We start from the raw sequence: 17,519 nt of genomic DNA on the forward strand, positions 1-17,519 counted from the left end.
CAACGTCTCCGACGAATGCCGGAACTGTGATCCGACGTCTCACAATCGTTCCGTTGCGGTTTCGGAGATCCCGGCGGTTCTCGTTGGAGGGATCACCCGTTGAGACTCGATTGGCCCCACGGTCACCGATAAGTACCTACGGACCGTGTCCGAACACGTGACGACGACACCCCCTCCACGGTTCCCGCGACGCCCCGGCGGAACGGACGATCCTCCCTCGAGCGATCGACGGCCGAACGGTCCGGCGCCACGAACCGACGTCTCGCCGCGATCGCGATGACCAGAACCGTCCCGCTCGCGATCGCCGCGATCCTCGTGGTCGGTTCGATCTCGGTTGGTGCGAGCGTCGCCGGGTCCGCACCGACCGACGTCTCGATCCGGTCGGCGAACGCCTCGATCGACCAACCGGCGCCCGGCGAGACGTTCACGGTGACCACCGAGGTGGCAAATCCACAGGGCAACGGGAAGGCCGTCGCGGTGACCGACGTCTACATACGGAAGACGGACAGCGCGACCGAGTACGCCAGGGCCGAGGACGTCGGCGCGATCTCGCCCGGCGAGTCGATACGGGTTCCGCTTCCGGTCCGGATCGACGAGCGCGGCGAGAAGCGTCTGACCGTCCACGCCATCGGACGGACCGAAAACGGGAGCCCGAGCCACGCGCGGTTCCCGCTTTACGTCGACGTCTCCGAGCCGGACGACGTGGTCCTCTCCGTGGCCGACCCCGACGAGGTCGACCCGGTCGCGGGCGAGGAGACGGAGATGAACGTCACCGTCTCCAACGGCGGGTCGGGCGCCATCTCGAACGCGCGGCTCGAAGTCGGCGGGGACGCACGCGTCGAGAACGCAGAACGGGTGGCGGCCACCGTCGAATCGGGAGCGCAGGTCACCTACACCTATCGTGTAACGTATCCCGACTCGGGAACCGGAACGCTCGATGCGACCCTCGCGTACGACGTCGCCGGCGGGACGACTCGGACGGCGAACCGGACCATCACGACCGAGGTCGAGCCGGCGACCGTCGACGCCGATCTGACGACGTCGATCGGGGTCGAAAACGGAAGCACCGTGATCGAGGCCACGCTCGCGGAGTACGGGAACGCGGAGCTCCGCGACGTACGGCTCCGAGCGGTCGCGGACGGAGGAACCGTCGAGCGGGCCCTCCTTGAGGACGTGCCCGCGGAGGAGTCGCGAACGGCGGTCCTTCCCGGTGACGACGTGCCGCCCGGCGAGGTGTCGATCGAGGCCGACTACACGGCCGCCGGCGAGCGGCGAACGACGAGTGAGACGATGCGGTACGCCCCGCAATCCGCGTCCAATGTGGTCCTCTCCGGCCTCGAGTTCGACCGCGAGGAGTCGACGCTCGTCGTCTCCGGGGACGCCGCGAACGTCGGGAGCGGCGACGCACGGTCGGTGCGGGTCGAGGTGGTCGGGTCCGAGGGCGTCCGCCCGGTCCCGCCGAACCGCGAGTACTTCATCGGCGCGATCGACGCGAGCGAGTTCGGGACCTTCGAACTCACCGCGAACGCCTCCGCGGGCGTCGAGACGCTCCCGATTCGCGTCCAGTACGCCGTCGACGGCGAGGAGTTCTCGCGGATCGTGGAGGTCGACGTCGGCGATCCCGGGGCGGCCGAGGCCGCCGACTCCGAGGGGTCCGGTTCGGGCGGGCCGCCGGGTATCGGCCTGCCGGCCCTCGCAGCGGTCGCCCTCGTAGCCGCGATCGGGATCGGCGCCGTGATCTGGCGACGACGCGGCGGCTCATCCGACGAGTCGAGATGAGCGTCGTCGAACTCACGGACGTGCGAAAGCGGTACGAAAGCGGCGGGGAGACCGTGGAGGCGCTGAAGGGGGTCGACTTCCACGGCGACCGCGGGGAGATGGTCACGGTGATCGGCCCATCCGGGTCCGGGAAGAGCACGATGTTGAACGTGATCGGCCTGCTCGACACGCCGACCTCGGGGACGGTCAGGATCGACGGACGCGACGTGACCGACTTCGACGGGGACGAGCTCACCGAGGAACGGCGATCGGAGATCGGGTTCGTCTTCCAGGACTTCCACCTGCTTCCCATGCTCACCGCCGTCGAGAACGTCGAGCTCCCGTCGATGTGGGAGACGGACGTCGACCGCCACGACCGGGCGATCGATCTGCTTCGACGCGTCGGACTCGGCGACCGGCTCCGACACACGCCGGATCAGCTGTCGGGGGGACAACGCCAGCGCGTCGCCATCGCCCGGGCGCTCATCAACGAACCCGACCTGCTGCTCGCCGACGAGCCGACCGGGAACCTCGATCGTGACACCGGGGCGACGATCCTCGACGAGGTCACCCGGCTCAAAAACGAGGAGGACGTCGCCATCGTGGCGGTGACACACGACGAACAGCTGGTCGAGTACGCGGACCGAACGGTCAACCTCGTCGACGGGGAGATACGATGAACCCGATCGAACGGCTCTGGCGGTTCCCGAGCGTGTTGATGGCGTGGCGGAACCTGGGTCGAAATCGCGTCCGGACTGGACTCGCGGCGCTCGGGATCGCCATCGGCGTGATCGCGATCGCCTCGCTCGGGATGGCCGGCGCCGCCATCCAGTACCAGGCGACACAGGACCTCGGGAGCCTGACGAACGAGGTCACCGTCACGACCGGCGAGGACAACCTCGAGGACGGCCTCACCGACGCGCAGGTCCGCGAGATCGAGACGGTCGTGGCCGGCCAGGCGGTGATTCCCCGGAAGTCGAGCGACACGATCCTCGAGGCGAACGGGGAGGGTGCGCGGGTGAGCGTGACCGGCGTCGAGCGGGCCGACGCGCTCTACGACGCCGAGGAGGGGGAGGTACCCGACCGGCTCACCGCCGGCGCGCTGGTGAGCGCGGACGTCGCCGACGAGCTCGGGCTCGAGATCGGCGATCCAATCTCGTACGACGGCCGACTCTACCGGATTCGGGGGATCCTCGAGTCCGAACAGGGGTTCGGTCCGGGAGGTGGCGGCCAGGTCGTCGTGCCGATCGACGCGCTGCGCGAGGAGGAGTACTACACGAGCGTCACCGTTCTCGCGGAGGACGGCGAGACGGCACAGCGACTCGCGGAAACGATCGAAACGCAGATCAACGACCGCGGGGAGGAGATGGTGAGCGCCACCACCCCCGCCAGCATCCAGGAGAGCGTCGACTCGTTTTTGAACACGCTCAACCTCGCGCTCCTCGGGATCGGGTCCATCTCGCTCGTCGTCGCGAGCGTGGCGATCCTCAACGTGATGTTGATGAGCACGATCGAGCGCCGCGGCGAGATCGGCGTGCTCAGAGCCGTCGGGATCCGGCGGGGGGAGGTGTTGCGGATGATCCTCGCCGAGTCGGTCTTCCTCGGCGTCATCGGCGGCGCAGTCGGCGTCGTGGTCTCCTTCGGGGTCGGACTCGTGTTGAATCACGTCCTCCTCGAGGACGCGACCCTCGTTCTCGAGTGGAACGCGTTTCGATACCTCGTCTACGGATTCGGGTTCGCGATCGTCGCGAGCCTGCTGAGCGGGTTCTACCCGGCCTGGAAGGCCGCAAACGAGCGGCCGGTGGAGCTGCTTCGCGATTAGCGGATCGGGCGATCGGCCCGAGTCGGGTGAGCGGGTCCTCCCCTCGAGGTGTCGTTACGCCCCGTCGTCGACGCCCTCGTCGTCAATAGTCCCGTCGTCAACGGTCCCGTCGTTTCGAACGACGAGCACGGGTCCGACGGACGCCGACGCGACGCGCTCGGACGCGTCCCCGAAGACGAGCGAGCTGAGCGACGGCGCCGTTTCCCCCATGACGATCGCGTCGTGTCCGGACACCTCGCCGAGGAGGCCCTCGATCGGGGACGCTCCGATCGCGAGCGACGTCCGAACGTCGATCCCCTCGCTTCGGAGCCGTGCCGCGGCCGACTGGAGCCGTTCGTCGGCGGTCCCCGCCTCGGCCTCGTCGGCGGCGAGAAACAGCGTTACGCCGATGTCGCGGCCATCGACGAGATCCGAGACGAACGAGATGACGCGGTCGATGGAAACGTCGCCCGAAATCGAGACCAGGAGCCGGTCGACGTCCCCGGTCACTCCCGTGATCGCCAGGGCGTTCGCGTCGATCTCCTCGGCGACCCGCTCGACGGTCCGTTCGCGATCGTGTGTGAACACGAGTCGATGGTCGGCGGCACCGCCGGCCGATCGGAACTCCTCGCTCAGATCCACCAGCGCGTCCGTCGCTCGGTCCTCGTACTGGAGGCGGGCCTGATCCGGCGGCGTCTGTTCGGGCAACACGTGATAGCCGAGCACGGTCACGTCGACGCTCCCGAGAAGCGACATCAAGCCGGGAGAGACCGCCTCCCCCTCGAGAACCGCCACCGGAACAAGCACGCGTGTCATTACAGGACCCCCTTGAGAGTCACGTCGCGGGCATAATAGAGGTACCACCCGGCGGAACCGACGATGACGAACAGGCCGACGCCGATCGAGGCCGGATCCATGAACGCGATGAGTCCGAAGCTCGCGATCGCGCCGAGGACGGGGATCGTCGGTCCGCCGGGGACGCGAAAGTCCGGGTCGTACCACTCGGGGGCGTCCCTGCGGATCGCCACCAAGGAGACGCAGATCAGCCCGTACAACACCAGATGTAGAAACGAGGCGACCTCCGCGAGAAGCTGGACCTGTCGGGTCGCCGCGAGCACGATGATCGGGCCGCCGGCCATTCCCAGCGCGACGGAGGGCGTCCCGTACCGGAGGTCGATCCGGCTGGCCCACCGCGGGAGGAGCGCGTCCTTCGAGACGCCGTAGATGGCCCGGGAGGTGCTCAGGATCGACGCGTTCGCCGAGGACATCGTGGCGAGCAGTCCGCCGACGACGATGACGAAGGCGCCCCCGACGCCGAGCAGTTCGCGGCCGATCTCGACCATCGCCGTCTCGCCGAGCTGGCCGAGTTGCGTCCGATCGAAGACGTTCGTCGCGACGAGGATCGTCAACACGTACATGACCGTGACGACCAGAACGGACCCGATCATCGCCAGCGGGAGGTTCCGACCGGGGCGTTTCATCTCGCCGGCGACGGTCGCGATCTGGGCGAACCCCAGGTAGGACGTGAACACGAGCGCGGCCGTCGAGAGTATCGGGAAGACCGTCCAGCGATCGGCCTCGGTCCCGCCCGTCGATTCGTCGCCGACGAACCCCGCGACGTCGAGCAAGCCGAACACGAGGAACGCCACGAGCATCGACAGGAGGAGGACCACGATGGCGTTTTGGATCCGCGCCGCGTTCTCCGTCCCGGTGAGGTTCACCACGGTGAAGCCGATCCCGGACAGGACGGCGATCACCGAGACGAGGACGCCGGGATCGGCCCCGACGGAGATCCCGACGATGGAGAGCGCATCCAGCGCGTAAAACCCCAGTCCGACCAGGTAGAACGCGGTCGCAAACACGAGCCCGAGCCAGAGCGAGAGCCCGACGACGGTCCCCGCGAGCGTACCGAGCCCGCGGGAGATGAAGTAGTAGCCGCCCCCGCTTTTCGGCATGGCGGTCGCCAGCTCGGAGGCGGGTAGGGCGACGAGCAGCGCCACGACCCCGCCGACCGCGAACGAGGCGGTCGCGGCCGTGCCGACCGCGGCGCCCGCGAGCCCCGGGAAGACGAAGATCCCCGCGCCGATCATCGTCCCGATGCCGATCGCGAGCCCGCCGGTCAACCCGAGCGTCCGTTCGAGCTCCGAATCGTCGGTGATCGTCGCCGAATCGGTTTCGACGACGGTCTCGACGACGGGAGCGTCCCCCTCGATGTTGGTCCCGCCCGGTTCGTCGCTCATACGGGAGCGTACCTCACGGCCAGTCGACAAATAGCTGCGGGAAAATGAACGCGGTTCCGTCTCGCTCGCGCCCTCGTCGACCGGGAACGAGCGCCCATCGGCGTCAACCTTTTTCTACCGTGGCCTCCCAGGTGTGTGCGTGCAGACGCTCCCGGTCGAGGTGAACGGCGACGGGGTCCATTCGATCGACGCACCGGATCGGATCACCACGGACGGTCCCTTCGAGGTCGCCATCGACAACCGCGGACAGGCCGCACACGTCCACCTCAACGTCGACGACGACCTCTCGCGAGTGGCGGGAGTGGCGACGACGAACCACTACCTCGAGGCGGAGTCGCGGCGGATCGTCCACGTCGACGTCGACCCCGACCGACCGGAGACGACGGTGCGCGGGAAGCTCAAGCTCGTCGTCGGCCACGGATCCGGAAGCACTTACGTGACGGTCATCGTCGAGCCGCCGCCGGAGCGCGAGCGGTCCGTCGTGGTCGACGAGTCCCTCGCGGAGCCCCCCGACCGCGATCCGGAACCCTCCGCCGTCGAACGCGCGGCCGGGACGGTCGACTCGACGCTCGACGGGAGCATCCTCCCCGCGATCGTCGTCGCCGCCATCGCCGCCATCGTCGCAGTCGCGGTCGGCGTGACCGTCCAGACGCCGGCGGTCATCCTCGGGGCCGCGGTCGTGCTCGTCGCGGTCGTCGCCGCGACGGTGGTCCTGTTCCGATAGGCCGAAGCCGACCGTCGATCACTCCGCGTCCGGATCCGTCTCCACGCCACAGAGGTTGCCGTCCTCGTCGAACCGCTTCGCGCGCAGGAACCGCGTCCGATATCGGTTGGCGCCCTCGTAGACGTCCGCCTCGCGGATCTCCGGAACGCGTCCGTCCGCGACCGCGTCGATGATCGCTTCGACCTGCTCCTTCTCGCTCGGCGTGAGATCGAACTCGTAGGTGCGTTCCCGCTCGCCCTCCAGTTTCGTCCACTGTCGAGCCGCCGAGATCACGAGCGAGCACGGCTCACGGCACGGGAACGCGCCGTCGCCGCCGTCGACGTCGAGCGGCGTTTCCGCGTCGTAGTCCCACTCGCGCCGCTTGAGACACTGGGAGTCAACACAGCAGGTCTCCGCCACCCACTCGACGTGTTCGTGGCCCGCGCCGCGGTCCCAGGTCTCGATGACGCCGTAGATCCCGGTCTGACGTTCGATCGCCTCGTGCCAGTGGGTGACGTCCAGCTCGCCTCGACCCTCCCGGTACCAGTTCGCGATCGTGGCGGGGTAGAACGTCTCGACCGTCTCATAGCAGTCGCGGGCCTCGAGGTCCGGAAAGACCCAGCCGGTCGGAAGCGACGGGGCGGTCTTGAGCGGCCGGTATCGATCGTCCTCGTCGTAGGTCGCGATACCGCGTGCCGCAAGCGGATCGTGGTGGGCCTCGAGATGCTCGCGCTCGAGGTCGGCGGCGTCGACGTGGCGGATCTCGTACCGGCGCGTGCCGTCACTCTCGAGGGTCGTCCCGATCCGAAGCTCCCCCCACTCGCGGACCACGCCGTCGGCAAGCGCCGCGTAGCGGTCGCGGAGCACCTCGGCGGCTCCCGCGTGATCGTCCCGCGTCCCGCCGCCCGTGCCGTCGTCACCCCCATCGACATCATCGTCGAACGGATCGACCCCCTCGAGCCACCGGAGAAACGATCCGCGGGGTCCCGCGTCGTCGACGATCCGCTCGTGGAAGTACCAGTCGGAGACGGGAATCGGGTGATCGCGTGCGAGGTCGGTCAACTCGTCGGCCGAGAGGTCCGCGTGCGTGTCCCCGTCGATCTCGAGGGTGTATCCGTCGGCGGTCCGCGCCAGGCGGAAGCCAGGAGCCACGAGCGTCGTACCACGATCGGCGGTGGTAGCGTCATCGCCTTCCTCCGCGTCGACCGCCGCCCGAAGGGCGTCGATGGCGGCGTCGGGGAGGGCGACGGCGGGCACGTCGTTCGGCGTGTCGTCGCCAGTGCGTTCATCGTGAGGACGTTCATCGCCGGCATCGCCGTCGGCGTTCGCGTCGGTACGCGCGTCCATCGGGCTAGTCATCCCCCGTCGCGACGCGGGTGGTCTCGCGGACGGCCGAAAGCGAGTCGCCGACGTCGGCGCCGGCGTCGGCGGCGCGCTCGAGGACGACGTCGGCCAAAAGCGGCTCCGTCCCGACCGCGCCCGCATACCAGATCCGGTGGCCGTCGACCTCGGCGGGGACCGAATAGCCCGTTCTGTAGTCGTCGGTGAGCCCCATGTCCTCGGGGATGTCCTCCTGGGTGTGGAAGCCGTCGGCGATGAACAGCGGGACGACGACGACGTCCTCGGTCTCGAAGTGGTCCGTGACGTCGTCGACCTCCGGCTCCTCGTCCATATAGAGGGCCTGCACCTCCTCGAAGCAGTCGAGATCGCGGATCCGGTCGGCGTGGTACTCGATGGCCTTCGCGGAGTTCTCGTTGCGTTCGGTCCCGTGGCCGACGACGGCGAGGGCGAATCCCTCGCCGACGTCCGGATCCCCGGTGACCGTCTCGGCGCGTCGAACCAACACGTCGGTCATCGCCTCGTGGGTCCCGACCGGGCCGCAGTAGTGGACCGTCTGTCCGGTGTCGGCGGCGGCCAGCGTCGCCTGGTCGGCCGAGAGCCCGTCGGATCCCCAGCGGTCGACGTCCCATCCGGACAGCCGAAGCTCGCGGGGGATCACCTGCTCCGTGAAGTAGCCCTCCGAGATGAAAAGCGGGACGACGTACACCTCCTCGCCCTCGACGGTTCGAAGCACCTCGCGGAGGTGGGGCTCCTCCTTCCAGAAGCCCGTTCGCACCTCCTCGAAGGCGCCGACCTCGCGTATCGTGTCCGCGTGGTCGTGTGTGGGCGCGCTCGAGTCCGGATTGAGGTGTGACCCGTGGGCCACGATGACCAGCGACTGCATGCGTCGATCTGGGGCCGCGTCGGCCTTAGGGACTTCGGAGACGACGACGGTTCTCGCGTCGGTCGTGGCGGCCGCGGGGACGACGGCGAGGACCGCAGCCGCGCCCCGCGTTCGAGGACGACCGCGAAGACCTATACCTCACGGACGCCCGTGTTTTCACATGTCGCTCGCTGCCGACGCTCGCGAGGCCGTCCGGGCCAGGCCGTTCGTTCACGCCGGGCTGTGTGCCGGCGTGCTCAACTACGCCGCCGCCGCGACGTGGCTGATCGACGATCCGAAACTCGACCTCCCCGACGAGCCGGAGGCGGTCGCGACCGCGCTGCGGCGGTTCGAGGCCGACCTCCCGGAGCACGACCGCGTCCCGACGTCCGCCAGCGTCTCGATGCGAAGCGGCGTCTCCGTGGCGAATTCGGGGGACGACTCCGACGGCGACGTCCTCTCCATCGCCGGGATCGGCCTCGAGCGCGGCGGCTCCGCGACCGCGATCGTCGCCGACGGCGACCTGGACGCGAACGCGCTCGCGTACGTCCTCCGCCGGCTCGCGATCGACGGGATCGAGGTCGAGGCGGCCGGGATCGCGGAGGGCACGTGTCTGGTGCTCGTCGGCCGCCGCGAGGGCGTGTCCGCCCTCCGGACGATCGAGGACGCGATCGAGGCGGTTCCGTCGGTCGTCGGGTCGTGAACCGTCGATCGGGATCGATCCGAACGGAACGGTTAAGACCTCGTGCGTGGTAGTTCGTGGCAACACACCCCGTTCCGCCTCGGACAGCAACTTTTAAATCGGGGCATGACAAGTTAACATGTGTCATGATAGACCGACTTGAGAAGGAAGTCGACATGCTGGAACGACATCTGCAGGTGCTCAAGATGGTGATCGGCAACGAGCCGATCGGCATCGTGAAGATGTCTAACGAGACGGGATACCCACATCACAAGGTCCGGTACTCCCTTCGCGTGCTCGAGGAGGAGAACCTCATCGAGCCGTCGAGCCAGGGAGCGATCACGACCGAGCGCACCCAGGAGTTCGTCGACGAGCTCGACGACAAGCTCGACGACATCGTCGACAAGCTCGGCGAGATGCGGATCGACTCCGCGGCCGAAGTCGAGAACTGACACGGCAGCGACGGTTCGTTTCTACGTCCGACGACTCGGGGGCACGAAGAGCCGCCGTACCGTACTCACAAGGAGACCGCGTTCGCGAGAATGCGATGATCTCGAGGGTTGGTGTCCGGACGAGCCGATCTACAGTTCCGGAACGGTGAGGTGGAACCCGCCGTCGCGCGACTCGGCCAGACACAGGTGGAACCCGCGCTTTCTGGATATCTTGACGTAGCTTCGCTTCTTCGATCGGCTCAACAATCCGCCGCCGGTCGCGTCGCCGGCCGCCTCCAACGCCTCGGGCTCGAAGAAGCTCGAGGTGACCCCGAAGCCGGCGGCGAACTCCTCGCTCGATTCGGCGATCCGACTCCCGTTCTCGACGAGGTCGTTGAGCGAGCTCTCGACGGTCGGATCCCGACCGTCGTTGAGGTCAGCGACGATGAGGGGGTTGCCCATCCGGTCGCGCAAGACGAGATCGAAGGTCCGCTGCTCGCGGTGTTCCTCCCCGTTCTCGGTGAAGGTAACCGAGACGGTTCCGCCGATCTCGCTGCGGTCGATCTCCGGAAGCACCTCATAGAGGTCCTGCAGGCCGCCGATCGCGCCCGTCTCGCGGATCTCGAAGGGCAGCTCCGTGACGAGCCAGTTCGTGAACCCGTACTCCATCGTCGAGGTCAGGAACTCCCGGTAGGGTTGTCCCTCGACGACGACGTCGTCGTCCTCGAAGCTCGTGTGGTGTTCGATCCGGAGGTTGGAGACGAGCTCGTCGCGGTCGGCCTCGCCGGCGTGGACCTTCTGGAGCGTGGCGCCGCTTTTCGAGTCGTACCGGATGAAGAGGTTCGTCTCCGCGATGGCCTCCTCCGCGGAGATGACTCGCTCCCCCTCCGGGAGCTGGGAGCGGGCGTTCGAGAGCTCGGTTCGAACCCGATCGAGCTCCTCCTCGAGCTCCGAGACGCGCTCCTCGAGACGCTGCGTCTCCGCTTCGAGATCGTCGCGTTCCTCGACGAGCCGGTCGCGCTCCGCCGCCAGCTCGTCACGCTCCTCCGTCGCCTGCGTGAGCTCGCTCTCGAGGCGATTGATCTCGCGGTTCAGTCGGTTCCGCTCGACCGAGGGCCGATCGCGCTCCGTCACCGCGCCCTCTCTCGGCTCCTCGGCGGTCGAGGTCGTCCGCGGGGACGGCTCGTCCCCGCTCGTCGAGGACCGATCGGAGCTCCCCGAGCGCGATCCGGACTTCGTCTCCGATCCCGACTTCGACTCCGATCTCGACGTCGCTCCCGATGCGGCGCTCGCGCTCGTCGAGCGGCCGCCACGCTCGCCGTTTCCGCCCGACCCCGATCGCGCGTCCTCCGGCGGACGTGGTCGCGACTCCGAGGGATCGAGCGACGGGATGGACTTCGCCTCCCGCCACTCCGCCTCCTCCGAGAAGACGTCCTCGTCGTCCGGCACATCGGAGTCGTCGCCCGACCGTGCCCGCGTTCCGGGGTTTCGGTCGGGCCCGGAGCCGGATGGAGCCCGGTCGGATTTGGAATCGGAGGGTGCCCGGTCAGGTTCGGAATCCGATCCGGCTCGCGTCTGCCGCGAAGTCCCGGACGTGTTCCGGGATCGATCGGGCGTCGAAGCGGCGGGATCGCCGGTCGAGTCGCCGGTCGAATCCGCGCGATCGGGATCTTCTCCCTCACCCGCAACGTCCTTCTCTCCGGCGACGTTCTCCTCTCTCGCGACGTCCTCTTCCCCGGTGTTTTCGACCTCCTCAGCCGGATCGGAACCGTTCGTGCCGGCGTCGGGAGATGCCTCGGCGGAAGTCGACGCGGTGGAGTGGGCGTCGTCGCGCACGTCGTCGCTTCCGGCCGGTTCATCGGCTTCGGCCGGATCGGTCGCGGCGGACTCGTCGACGTCGCTCGACGGTCCGGTGTCGGGCGGATCAGCGGAATCGCCCCGATCGGCGCCGCCCGGATCGGTCCCGGCGTCCGTTCCGCCGATTTCGATCCCGCCTTCGGATCCGCTCGAGTCGGATTCGTCGACCGATCCGGCCGCCGCGGTCGATCCGGCCGCTCCGGCCGCTCCGGCCGCGGCGGCGGAGCCACCCGGCCCGGACCCGTTCGCTTCGGGAACCTCCCTGACGTCGAGGTCGACCTCGTAGACCGTGTATATCCCGACCTCGTCGTCGGCGAGTTCGAACGCCTCGGATCCGGTCTTCACCTGTCGGGCGTTGCCCACGAAGGCGGCCGACAGCGACTCGCCGCCGTAGTAGGCCACGTAGTAGTCCCCCGACAGCACGTTCTCCGAGAGCTCGATGTACCCGGTGAAGTTGCCGGCCGAGAGCGTTCGGTCGGCCTCGGAAACGGGCGTGTCGTTCGTGTAGTACTTCGTTCGCACCTCGCCGCCGCGCTCCTGCATGGCGAACAGCAGCGGGAGCGATTCGTGGGGGGCCTCGTAGGCCGTCCCGGAGGCGTCCTCGAACTCCGAGAGGTCGCCGTCGGAAACGCCGACGATGCGGCCGTTCAACATGAACAGCCAGGCGGCGCCGTCGGTGACGACACCGGAGAACCCGCGGTCGGCGAGGCGCCGCAGCCCGGCGTAGCCGTCCGAGATGGTCTCGCCCTCCCACTCGGTCACGACGTCGATACGGTCGGCATCCATTGGCGATACGTCACCGGAGGCGAGGCAAATAGTTTCCGGAGGCGAACGACGCTCGTCTGACGCCTGCCCGCGTGGATCGGCCGTTTTCGTGGAATACGGGTCGCCGAATCATCGCGTCGGTCGGCGGTGGTGGGTTATCCCGACCGGCGGGGGTGCGTTATCCCGGCCGGCGACGCCTCATCGCGTCGCCATCACCGTCTCGATCGCCTCACAACCGAGCTCGACGACGTCGTCGTCGAACGAACCCGCACGGAGGTCCGCCGGCGTATACCACGCCCACCCGTCGGCGCCGACCTCGTCGTCGCCGGTCGGGTCGACCTCTCTCGCGTCGGCGTGGGCGAAATAGAGGTGGTCGACGTGCTGGTGGCCGACCCGGCCGTCGGCATCGACGTTGATGTCGTAGAGCATGAGGTGGGCCGGCTCGGGGATTCCGCGTCCGTTCGGCCCCTCGATCGGGGTCACGTCGGCGACGAGATCGGCCTCGAGGCCGGTCTCCTCGCGGGCCTCCCGGATCGCGGCCTCGTGGGGGAGCTCGTCCCGGTCGACGTGTCCGCCCGGCGGAACGCGGATCCCGAGCCGGTCGTGTCGGTGTAGAGCCGTCGCGCCGTCGTTGACGAGGTAGACGGTCGCGGTGAAGTGGCGGGTCGTCTCCATACCGTCGCCTCGGCGGGGAGCTATTTGGAAACCGCGATCGGCGAGGCGAAGTCGATGGTGATCAACTCGGGTGCGATGAAGTGATGGCGGCGAAGCCGGGGCCGATGAAGTGATGGCGGCGAAGTCGGGGCCGATGAAGTCGGGGGCGACGATCCGACCGGACGTCACGGCATCGCGACGTCCTCTTCGGCATCGAGCAGCTCGTGGTACCGGTTTCGGATCGTGACCTCGCTGATGTTCGCCACCTCGCTCACCTCGTTTTGGGTGACCTTCTCGTTGGTGAGCAGCGCGGCGGCGTAGACGGCGGCGGCGGCGAGTCCAACCGGCGACTTCCCCGAGTGGACGCCGCGTTCCTTCGCCGTCTTGAGCAGCCCCCTGGCGCGCATCTCGGCCTCGTCGGAGAGGCCGAGGTCGGAGGCGAACCGGGGGACGTAGCTCTCCGGATCGGCCGGCTGGATCTCGAGGCTGAGCTCGCGGACGACGTAGCGGTACGTCCGGGCTATCTCGTCCTTTTCCACCCGCGAGACGGCGTCGATCTCGTCGAGGCTTCGCGGCGTCCCGGCCTGGCGGGCCGCGGCGTAAAGCGACGCGGTGGCGACGCCCTCGATGGAGCGTCCGGGGAGGAGATCCTCGTCGAGCGCCCGCCGGTAGATGACGGAGGCGGTCTCGCGGACGTTCTCGGGGAGGCCGAGCGCGGAGGCCATGCGGTCGATCTCGCCGAGCGCCTGTTTCAGGTTGCGCTCCTTGGAGTCGCGGGTGCGGAACCGCTCGTTCCAGGTCCGCAACCGCTGCATCTTCTCGCGCTGGCGGCTCGACAGCGACCGGCCGTATGCGTCCTTGTCCTGCCAGCCGATGTTCGTCGACAGGCCCTTGTCGTGCATCATCTCGGTCGTCGGGGCGCCGACGCGCGACTTCTCGTCCTTCTCGCGCGAGTCGAACGCGCGCCACTCGGGACCGCGGTCGATCTCGTCGGACTCGACGACGAGGCCGCAGTCCGAACAGACGGTCTCGCCGTGTTCGGTGTCTGTCTCGAGGTGGCCCCCGCACTCGGGACAGCGAAGGGTCTCGTCGTCCTCCTCGCGTTCCTTCTCGGTTCGATCGCGGGTCTCGTTTCGTAGGTTTTCGCTCATTGGCTGGTGACCGGGCGGGCGTCGATCGGCTCCGAGAGATGCGTCTCGATCCCGCGTCCTTCACCATAATGTAGGGGCCCGAGACATATAAGCATATCGGTAATTTTCTGTACTATTCAGATCGGAAAATGGATTGATACGCCTCGATCATCCAGCATTCGATCGATCCGGGATTCTTATCGATCGGCCGATCGATGGCCAGCGACGAGTATATAATGGTTACGGATCGGTGACCGTGGATCTTCGAGGTTCGGGTACACTCCGACCCGTCACTCCCGCGGGGAATCGGTCTCTGATGGGTCCGCGAGGTGTTCGAGCCCCCAGTCACGCATCGCGTAGATCACCGGTTGCAGGGATCGCCCGTGGTCGGTGAGCGAGTACCGGACGCGGACCGGCTTGTCGCTTATCACCTCGCGATCGACGAGCGACTTCTCCTCGAGGTCCTCCAGGCTGTCCGAGAGGACCTTGCTCGAGATGCCGTCGACCGCGGTCTGCAGCTCGTTGAACCCGCTCGGGCCGTGATCGAGGAGCCGGTGGATGATCACCGGGTGCCACTTCTTGCCGATGAGCGACGACGTCGTCGTCACCGGACACCACTCCTCGCCCGCACACCAGACCTCGAGCTCCCCGATCTCCTCCGATCGTTGCGTGCGGTCGTTCATATTCCCGAATTGAACCCGTAGATCGATAACGATTACGTGCGAACTCCGGGTGGCGACACGTGATCCGGGACGCCGAGGGAGAGCAGACTCTCCGCGAAGCCAACCACTATACCGGATGCCGACGGACGTCGTTCCATGACCGCTGACCGCGCGATCGACGCGTCGAGGCTCGCGGACGCGCTGTCGGAGGCAGGGACCGACGGGTACTTGATCGACGCCTCCCAGGACGATCCCGACCAGCTCTACCTCTCGGGGTTCACCGGGCCGGACCCGTTCTTGAGCCTGTACGCGGACGGGCGGACCCACCTCCTCGTCTCGGGACTCGAGTACGGACGCGCGAGTCGACGGTCGCGTGCCGACGTCGTCGAGCGATACGCCGACTACGGGTACGACTACGGCGACCGCGATGACCGCCTCGACATGTACGCCGCCTTCCTCGAGCGTCGGGAGGTGGGATCGGTGTCGATGCCCCCCCGAGGGCCGATCGGGACCGCCGACGGGCTGCGCGAACGGGGTATCGAGGTCGTCGTGGACCGAACGGGGGTCCTCGAGGAGCTTCGAGCGGTGAAGACGGACGCGGAGATCGACAACGTCCGGTCGGTCCAGCGAGCCACCGAGGAGGCGATGGCTACCGCTGAGGACCTGATCGCGTCGTCGACGATCGCGGGAACCGACGGGAACGGAGACGACTCCAGGACCCGGATCGGGTCCGACGAGGAGGCGATCGAGCCCGGGACGCTGGTTCACGACGGCGAGCCGCTCACGAGCGAGCGCGTCAAGACGGCGATCGAGATCGCGCTGTTGAAACGAGGCTGTGCGCTCGAGGAGACGATCGTGGCCTGCGGCTCGCAGGCCGCCGACCCGCACGATCGGGGATCGGGCCCGCTTTTCGCCGGCGAACCGATCATCGTGGACGTCTTCCCGCGCGACAAGGCGACGAAGTACTTCGCGGACATGACCCGGACGTTCCTGCGCGGCGAGGCCGACGGGACGGTTCGCGAGTGGCACGATCTCACCCACGAGGCGCTTCGGGAGGCGACCGACGCGGTCGAACCGGGAGTGACGGGCGAGGCGGTCCACGAGGCCGCCTGTGCGGTGTATGAATCGGCCGGGATCCCGACGCTTCGAAGCGATCCGGACACGGAGACGGGGTTCATCCACTCCACGGGCCACGGCGTCGGGCTCGATATCCACGAACTCCCGCGGCTGTCGCCGGGCGCCGGCGAACTGGAACCCGGTCACGTCGTCACCGTCGAGCCGGGGCTGTACGATCCGGCCGTCGGCGGGGTCCGCATCGAGAACCTCCTCGTCGTCACCGAGGACGGGTGTGAGACCCTCACCGACTATCCGATCGAACTGGAGGTGTAGACGTGCGGTGAACTGGCGGTACGAGCACACCGTCCTCTCGCTTTGTACGCTCGCGTTCGCGGCGACGATGGTCGCGAGGCTCGCGATCAGCCCCGTCGTCCCCCTCATCGCGGCGGACTTCGGCGTCAGCTACTCGACGATCGGCCTCGCCCTGTCCGCGATGTGGGCCGCCTACGCGCTCTCGCAGTTCCCCTCCGGCGTTCTCGGCGAGCGATACGGCGAGCGACGGCTCATCCTGATCGCGGTCGGCGCCACCGCGACCGCCGCCGTTCTGCTCGCGATCTCGCCGACGATCGCGGCGTTCATCGCGTTCACGGTCGTGTTGGGAGCCGGTGCGGGACTGCACTACTCGGTCGCGACGACGCTTCTCGCCCGGCAGTTCGACGACATCGGACGCGCGATCGGCGTCCACGTGTCCGGCGGCCCGATCGCGGGACTGCTCGCGCCCCCCGCCGCCGCCATCGTCGGGGCCCGCTACGGATGGCGGTGGGCGATGGGACTCGGCGCGGTCGTCGCGATCCCCGTGTTCGTCCTGTTCGCCCGGCGCGTTCGGCCCACCGAGCCGCTCCGTCCCGACCAGTCGATCCGCGAGCGGTTCGCGCTCGGACCGCTCCTCGAGTTGCTCTCCCGCCCGTCGATCGCTTACACGACGGGACTCTCCATGGTCGGCGCCTTCTGCTGGCAGGCGACGGCGTCGTTTCTGCCGGCGTTCCTGACCGACGCGGCCGGGCTCTCGACGGCGTCGGCGAGCCTGCTGTTCTCGCTGTACTTCCTCGTCCACGGCGGGACCCAGCCCCTGACGGGCGCTCTCTCGGACCGGTGGGGACGCGACGTGACGGCGACGGTCACGATGGGCGCGGGCGTGGTTGGATTCGGCGGGTTCGTGTACGCGGCCGCGAACGATGCCGGACCGCCGGTGCTCGTGGCGTCGACGATCGTGTTGGGGGTGGCGATGTCGTGGGGAGCGCCCATCCAGTCGCGGTTCATGGACCTCCTCGGGGACGCCGAGCGGGGGGCCGGATTCGGGCTCGTCCGCACGGTCTACATGATCCTCGGCGCGAGCGGGAGCGTGATCGTGGGCACCGTCTCGGATCTCTCCGGCTGGCTCGCCGCGTTCGGCCTGTTGGCCGCGGTGATGGGGCTCGGCCTCGCCGCGCTCGCGATCAACCGGATTGGGAGACTCGGACTGTGAGGTGGGCGATCCGGGACGAAACGTGCCGGGAGGCGGACCGTGAGGCCGGGAG

Annotated in this window: 16 protein-coding genes; 8 read left to right on the forward strand and 8 right to left on the reverse strand. The window is 68.3% G+C overall.

Annotation, left to right across the window (positions count from 1 at the left end):
* Positions 1 to 276: 276 nt before the first annotated feature.
* The 3 genes from ACZ5YD_RS04980 to ACZ5YD_RS04990 are packed head-to-tail and all read left to right on the forward strand — an operon-like array spanning position 277 to position 3,580.
* The gene (locus tag ACZ5YD_RS04980; RefSeq protein ID WP_379744900.1) at positions 277 to 1,779 is read left to right on the forward strand and encodes a COG1361 family protein; all 1,503 of its coding nucleotides are present in this window, start codon (positions 277 to 279) and stop codon (positions 1,777 to 1,779) included.
* Positions 1,776 to 2,438, forward strand: a complete 663-nt coding sequence (locus ACZ5YD_RS04985; protein ID WP_379744897.1) for an ABC transporter ATP-binding protein — start codon at positions 1,776 to 1,778, stop codon at positions 2,436 to 2,438. Before ACZ5YD_RS04980 ends, ACZ5YD_RS04985 begins: the two co-directional genes overlap by 4 nt.
* Positions 2,435 to 3,580, forward strand: a complete 1,146-nt coding sequence (locus ACZ5YD_RS04990; protein ID WP_379744895.1) for an ABC transporter permease — start codon at positions 2,435 to 2,437, stop codon at positions 3,578 to 3,580. The genes ACZ5YD_RS04985 and ACZ5YD_RS04990 overlap by 4 nt, the downstream gene beginning before the upstream one ends.
* A gap of 54 nt (positions 3,581 to 3,634) precedes the next feature.
* On the opposite strand, the gene ACZ5YD_RS04995 is transcribed toward ACZ5YD_RS04990, so the two are convergent.
* Complete coding sequence (locus ACZ5YD_RS04995) at positions 3,635 to 4,375, reverse strand: universal stress protein (RefSeq protein WP_379744892.1); 741 nt, start codon at positions 4,373 to 4,375, stop codon at positions 3,635 to 3,637.
* Entirely contained in the window at positions 4,375 to 5,799 is a 1,425-nt protein-coding gene (locus ACZ5YD_RS05000) for an APC family permease (protein WP_379744889.1), read from the reverse strand. The genes ACZ5YD_RS04995 and ACZ5YD_RS05000 overlap by 1 nt, the downstream gene beginning before the upstream one ends.
* A gap of 139 nt (positions 5,800 to 5,938) precedes the next feature.
* Between ACZ5YD_RS05000 and ACZ5YD_RS05005 the strand changes: the two genes are divergently transcribed.
* Positions 5,939 to 6,523, forward strand: a complete 585-nt coding sequence (locus ACZ5YD_RS05005; RefSeq protein ID WP_379744886.1) for a DUF7524 family protein — start codon at positions 5,939 to 5,941, stop codon at positions 6,521 to 6,523.
* An 18-nt stretch (positions 6,524 to 6,541) separates the two neighbouring features.
* Here the strand turns inward: ACZ5YD_RS05005 and ACZ5YD_RS05010 are convergent, their stop codons facing one another.
* Both ACZ5YD_RS05010 and ACZ5YD_RS05015 read right to left on the reverse strand, forming a co-directional pair.
* The gene (locus ACZ5YD_RS05010; RefSeq protein WP_379744883.1) at positions 6,542 to 7,849 is read right to left on the reverse strand and encodes a DR2241 family protein; all 1,308 of its coding nucleotides are present in this window, start codon (positions 7,847 to 7,849) and stop codon (positions 6,542 to 6,544) included.
* Positions 7,850 to 7,853: 4 nt separating this feature from the next.
* On the reverse strand, positions 7,854 to 8,726 hold the full coding sequence (locus tag ACZ5YD_RS05015) for a CbiX/SirB N-terminal domain-containing protein (RefSeq protein ID WP_379744880.1): 873 nt from the start codon (positions 8,724 to 8,726) through the stop codon (positions 7,854 to 7,856).
* Positions 8,727 to 8,886: 160 nt separating this feature from the next.
* Between ACZ5YD_RS05015 and ACZ5YD_RS05020 the strand changes: the two genes are divergently transcribed.
* The gene (locus ACZ5YD_RS05020; protein WP_379744877.1) at positions 8,887 to 9,408 is read left to right on the forward strand and encodes a DUF7523 family protein; all 522 of its coding nucleotides are present in this window, start codon (positions 8,887 to 8,889) and stop codon (positions 9,406 to 9,408) included.
* A 125-nt stretch (positions 9,409 to 9,533) separates the two neighbouring features.
* The gene (locus ACZ5YD_RS05025) at positions 9,534 to 9,839 is read left to right on the forward strand and encodes a hypothetical protein (RefSeq protein ID WP_379744874.1); all 306 of its coding nucleotides are present in this window, start codon (positions 9,534 to 9,536) and stop codon (positions 9,837 to 9,839) included.
* Positions 9,840 to 9,968: 129 nt separating this feature from the next.
* Here the strand turns inward: ACZ5YD_RS05025 and ACZ5YD_RS05030 are convergent, their stop codons facing one another.
* From ACZ5YD_RS05030 to ACZ5YD_RS05045, 4 genes are all read right to left on the reverse strand, one after another.
* A complete protein-coding gene (locus tag ACZ5YD_RS05030; RefSeq protein ID WP_379744871.1) occupies positions 9,969 to 12,461 on the reverse strand; it encodes a DUF7527 domain-containing protein in 2,493 nt (830 codons plus the stop codon).
* A 177-nt stretch (positions 12,462 to 12,638) separates the two neighbouring features.
* A complete protein-coding gene (locus tag ACZ5YD_RS05035; RefSeq protein ID WP_379744868.1) occupies positions 12,639 to 13,115 on the reverse strand; it encodes an NUDIX hydrolase in 477 nt (158 codons plus the stop codon).
* A 164-nt stretch (positions 13,116 to 13,279) separates the two neighbouring features.
* Positions 13,280 to 14,245, reverse strand: coding sequence for a transcription initiation factor IIB (locus ACZ5YD_RS05040; protein WP_379744865.1), 966 nt, complete (start codon positions 14,243 to 14,245; stop codon positions 13,280 to 13,282).
* Positions 14,246 to 14,514: 269 nt separating this feature from the next.
* Positions 14,515 to 14,907: a winged helix-turn-helix transcriptional regulator gene (locus ACZ5YD_RS05045; RefSeq protein WP_379744862.1), complete on the reverse strand. Its 393-nt coding sequence runs from the start codon at positions 14,905 to 14,907 to the stop codon at positions 14,515 to 14,517.
* 153 nt (positions 14,908 to 15,060) lie between these two features.
* Between ACZ5YD_RS05045 and ACZ5YD_RS05050 the strand changes: the two genes are divergently transcribed.
* Together ACZ5YD_RS05050 and ACZ5YD_RS05055 are read left to right on the forward strand one after the other, a co-directional pair.
* On the forward strand, positions 15,061 to 16,275 hold the full coding sequence (locus tag ACZ5YD_RS05050) for a M24 family metallopeptidase (RefSeq protein ID WP_379745602.1): 1,215 nt from the start codon (positions 15,061 to 15,063) through the stop codon (positions 16,273 to 16,275).
* Between the two features lie 7 nt (positions 16,276 to 16,282).
* Complete coding sequence (locus ACZ5YD_RS05055; protein ID WP_379744859.1) at positions 16,283 to 17,467, forward strand: MFS transporter; 1,185 nt, start codon at positions 16,283 to 16,285, stop codon at positions 17,465 to 17,467.
* Positions 17,468 to 17,519: the final 52 nt, after the last annotated feature.

Source organism: Halopenitus salinus (assembly GCF_055397165.1).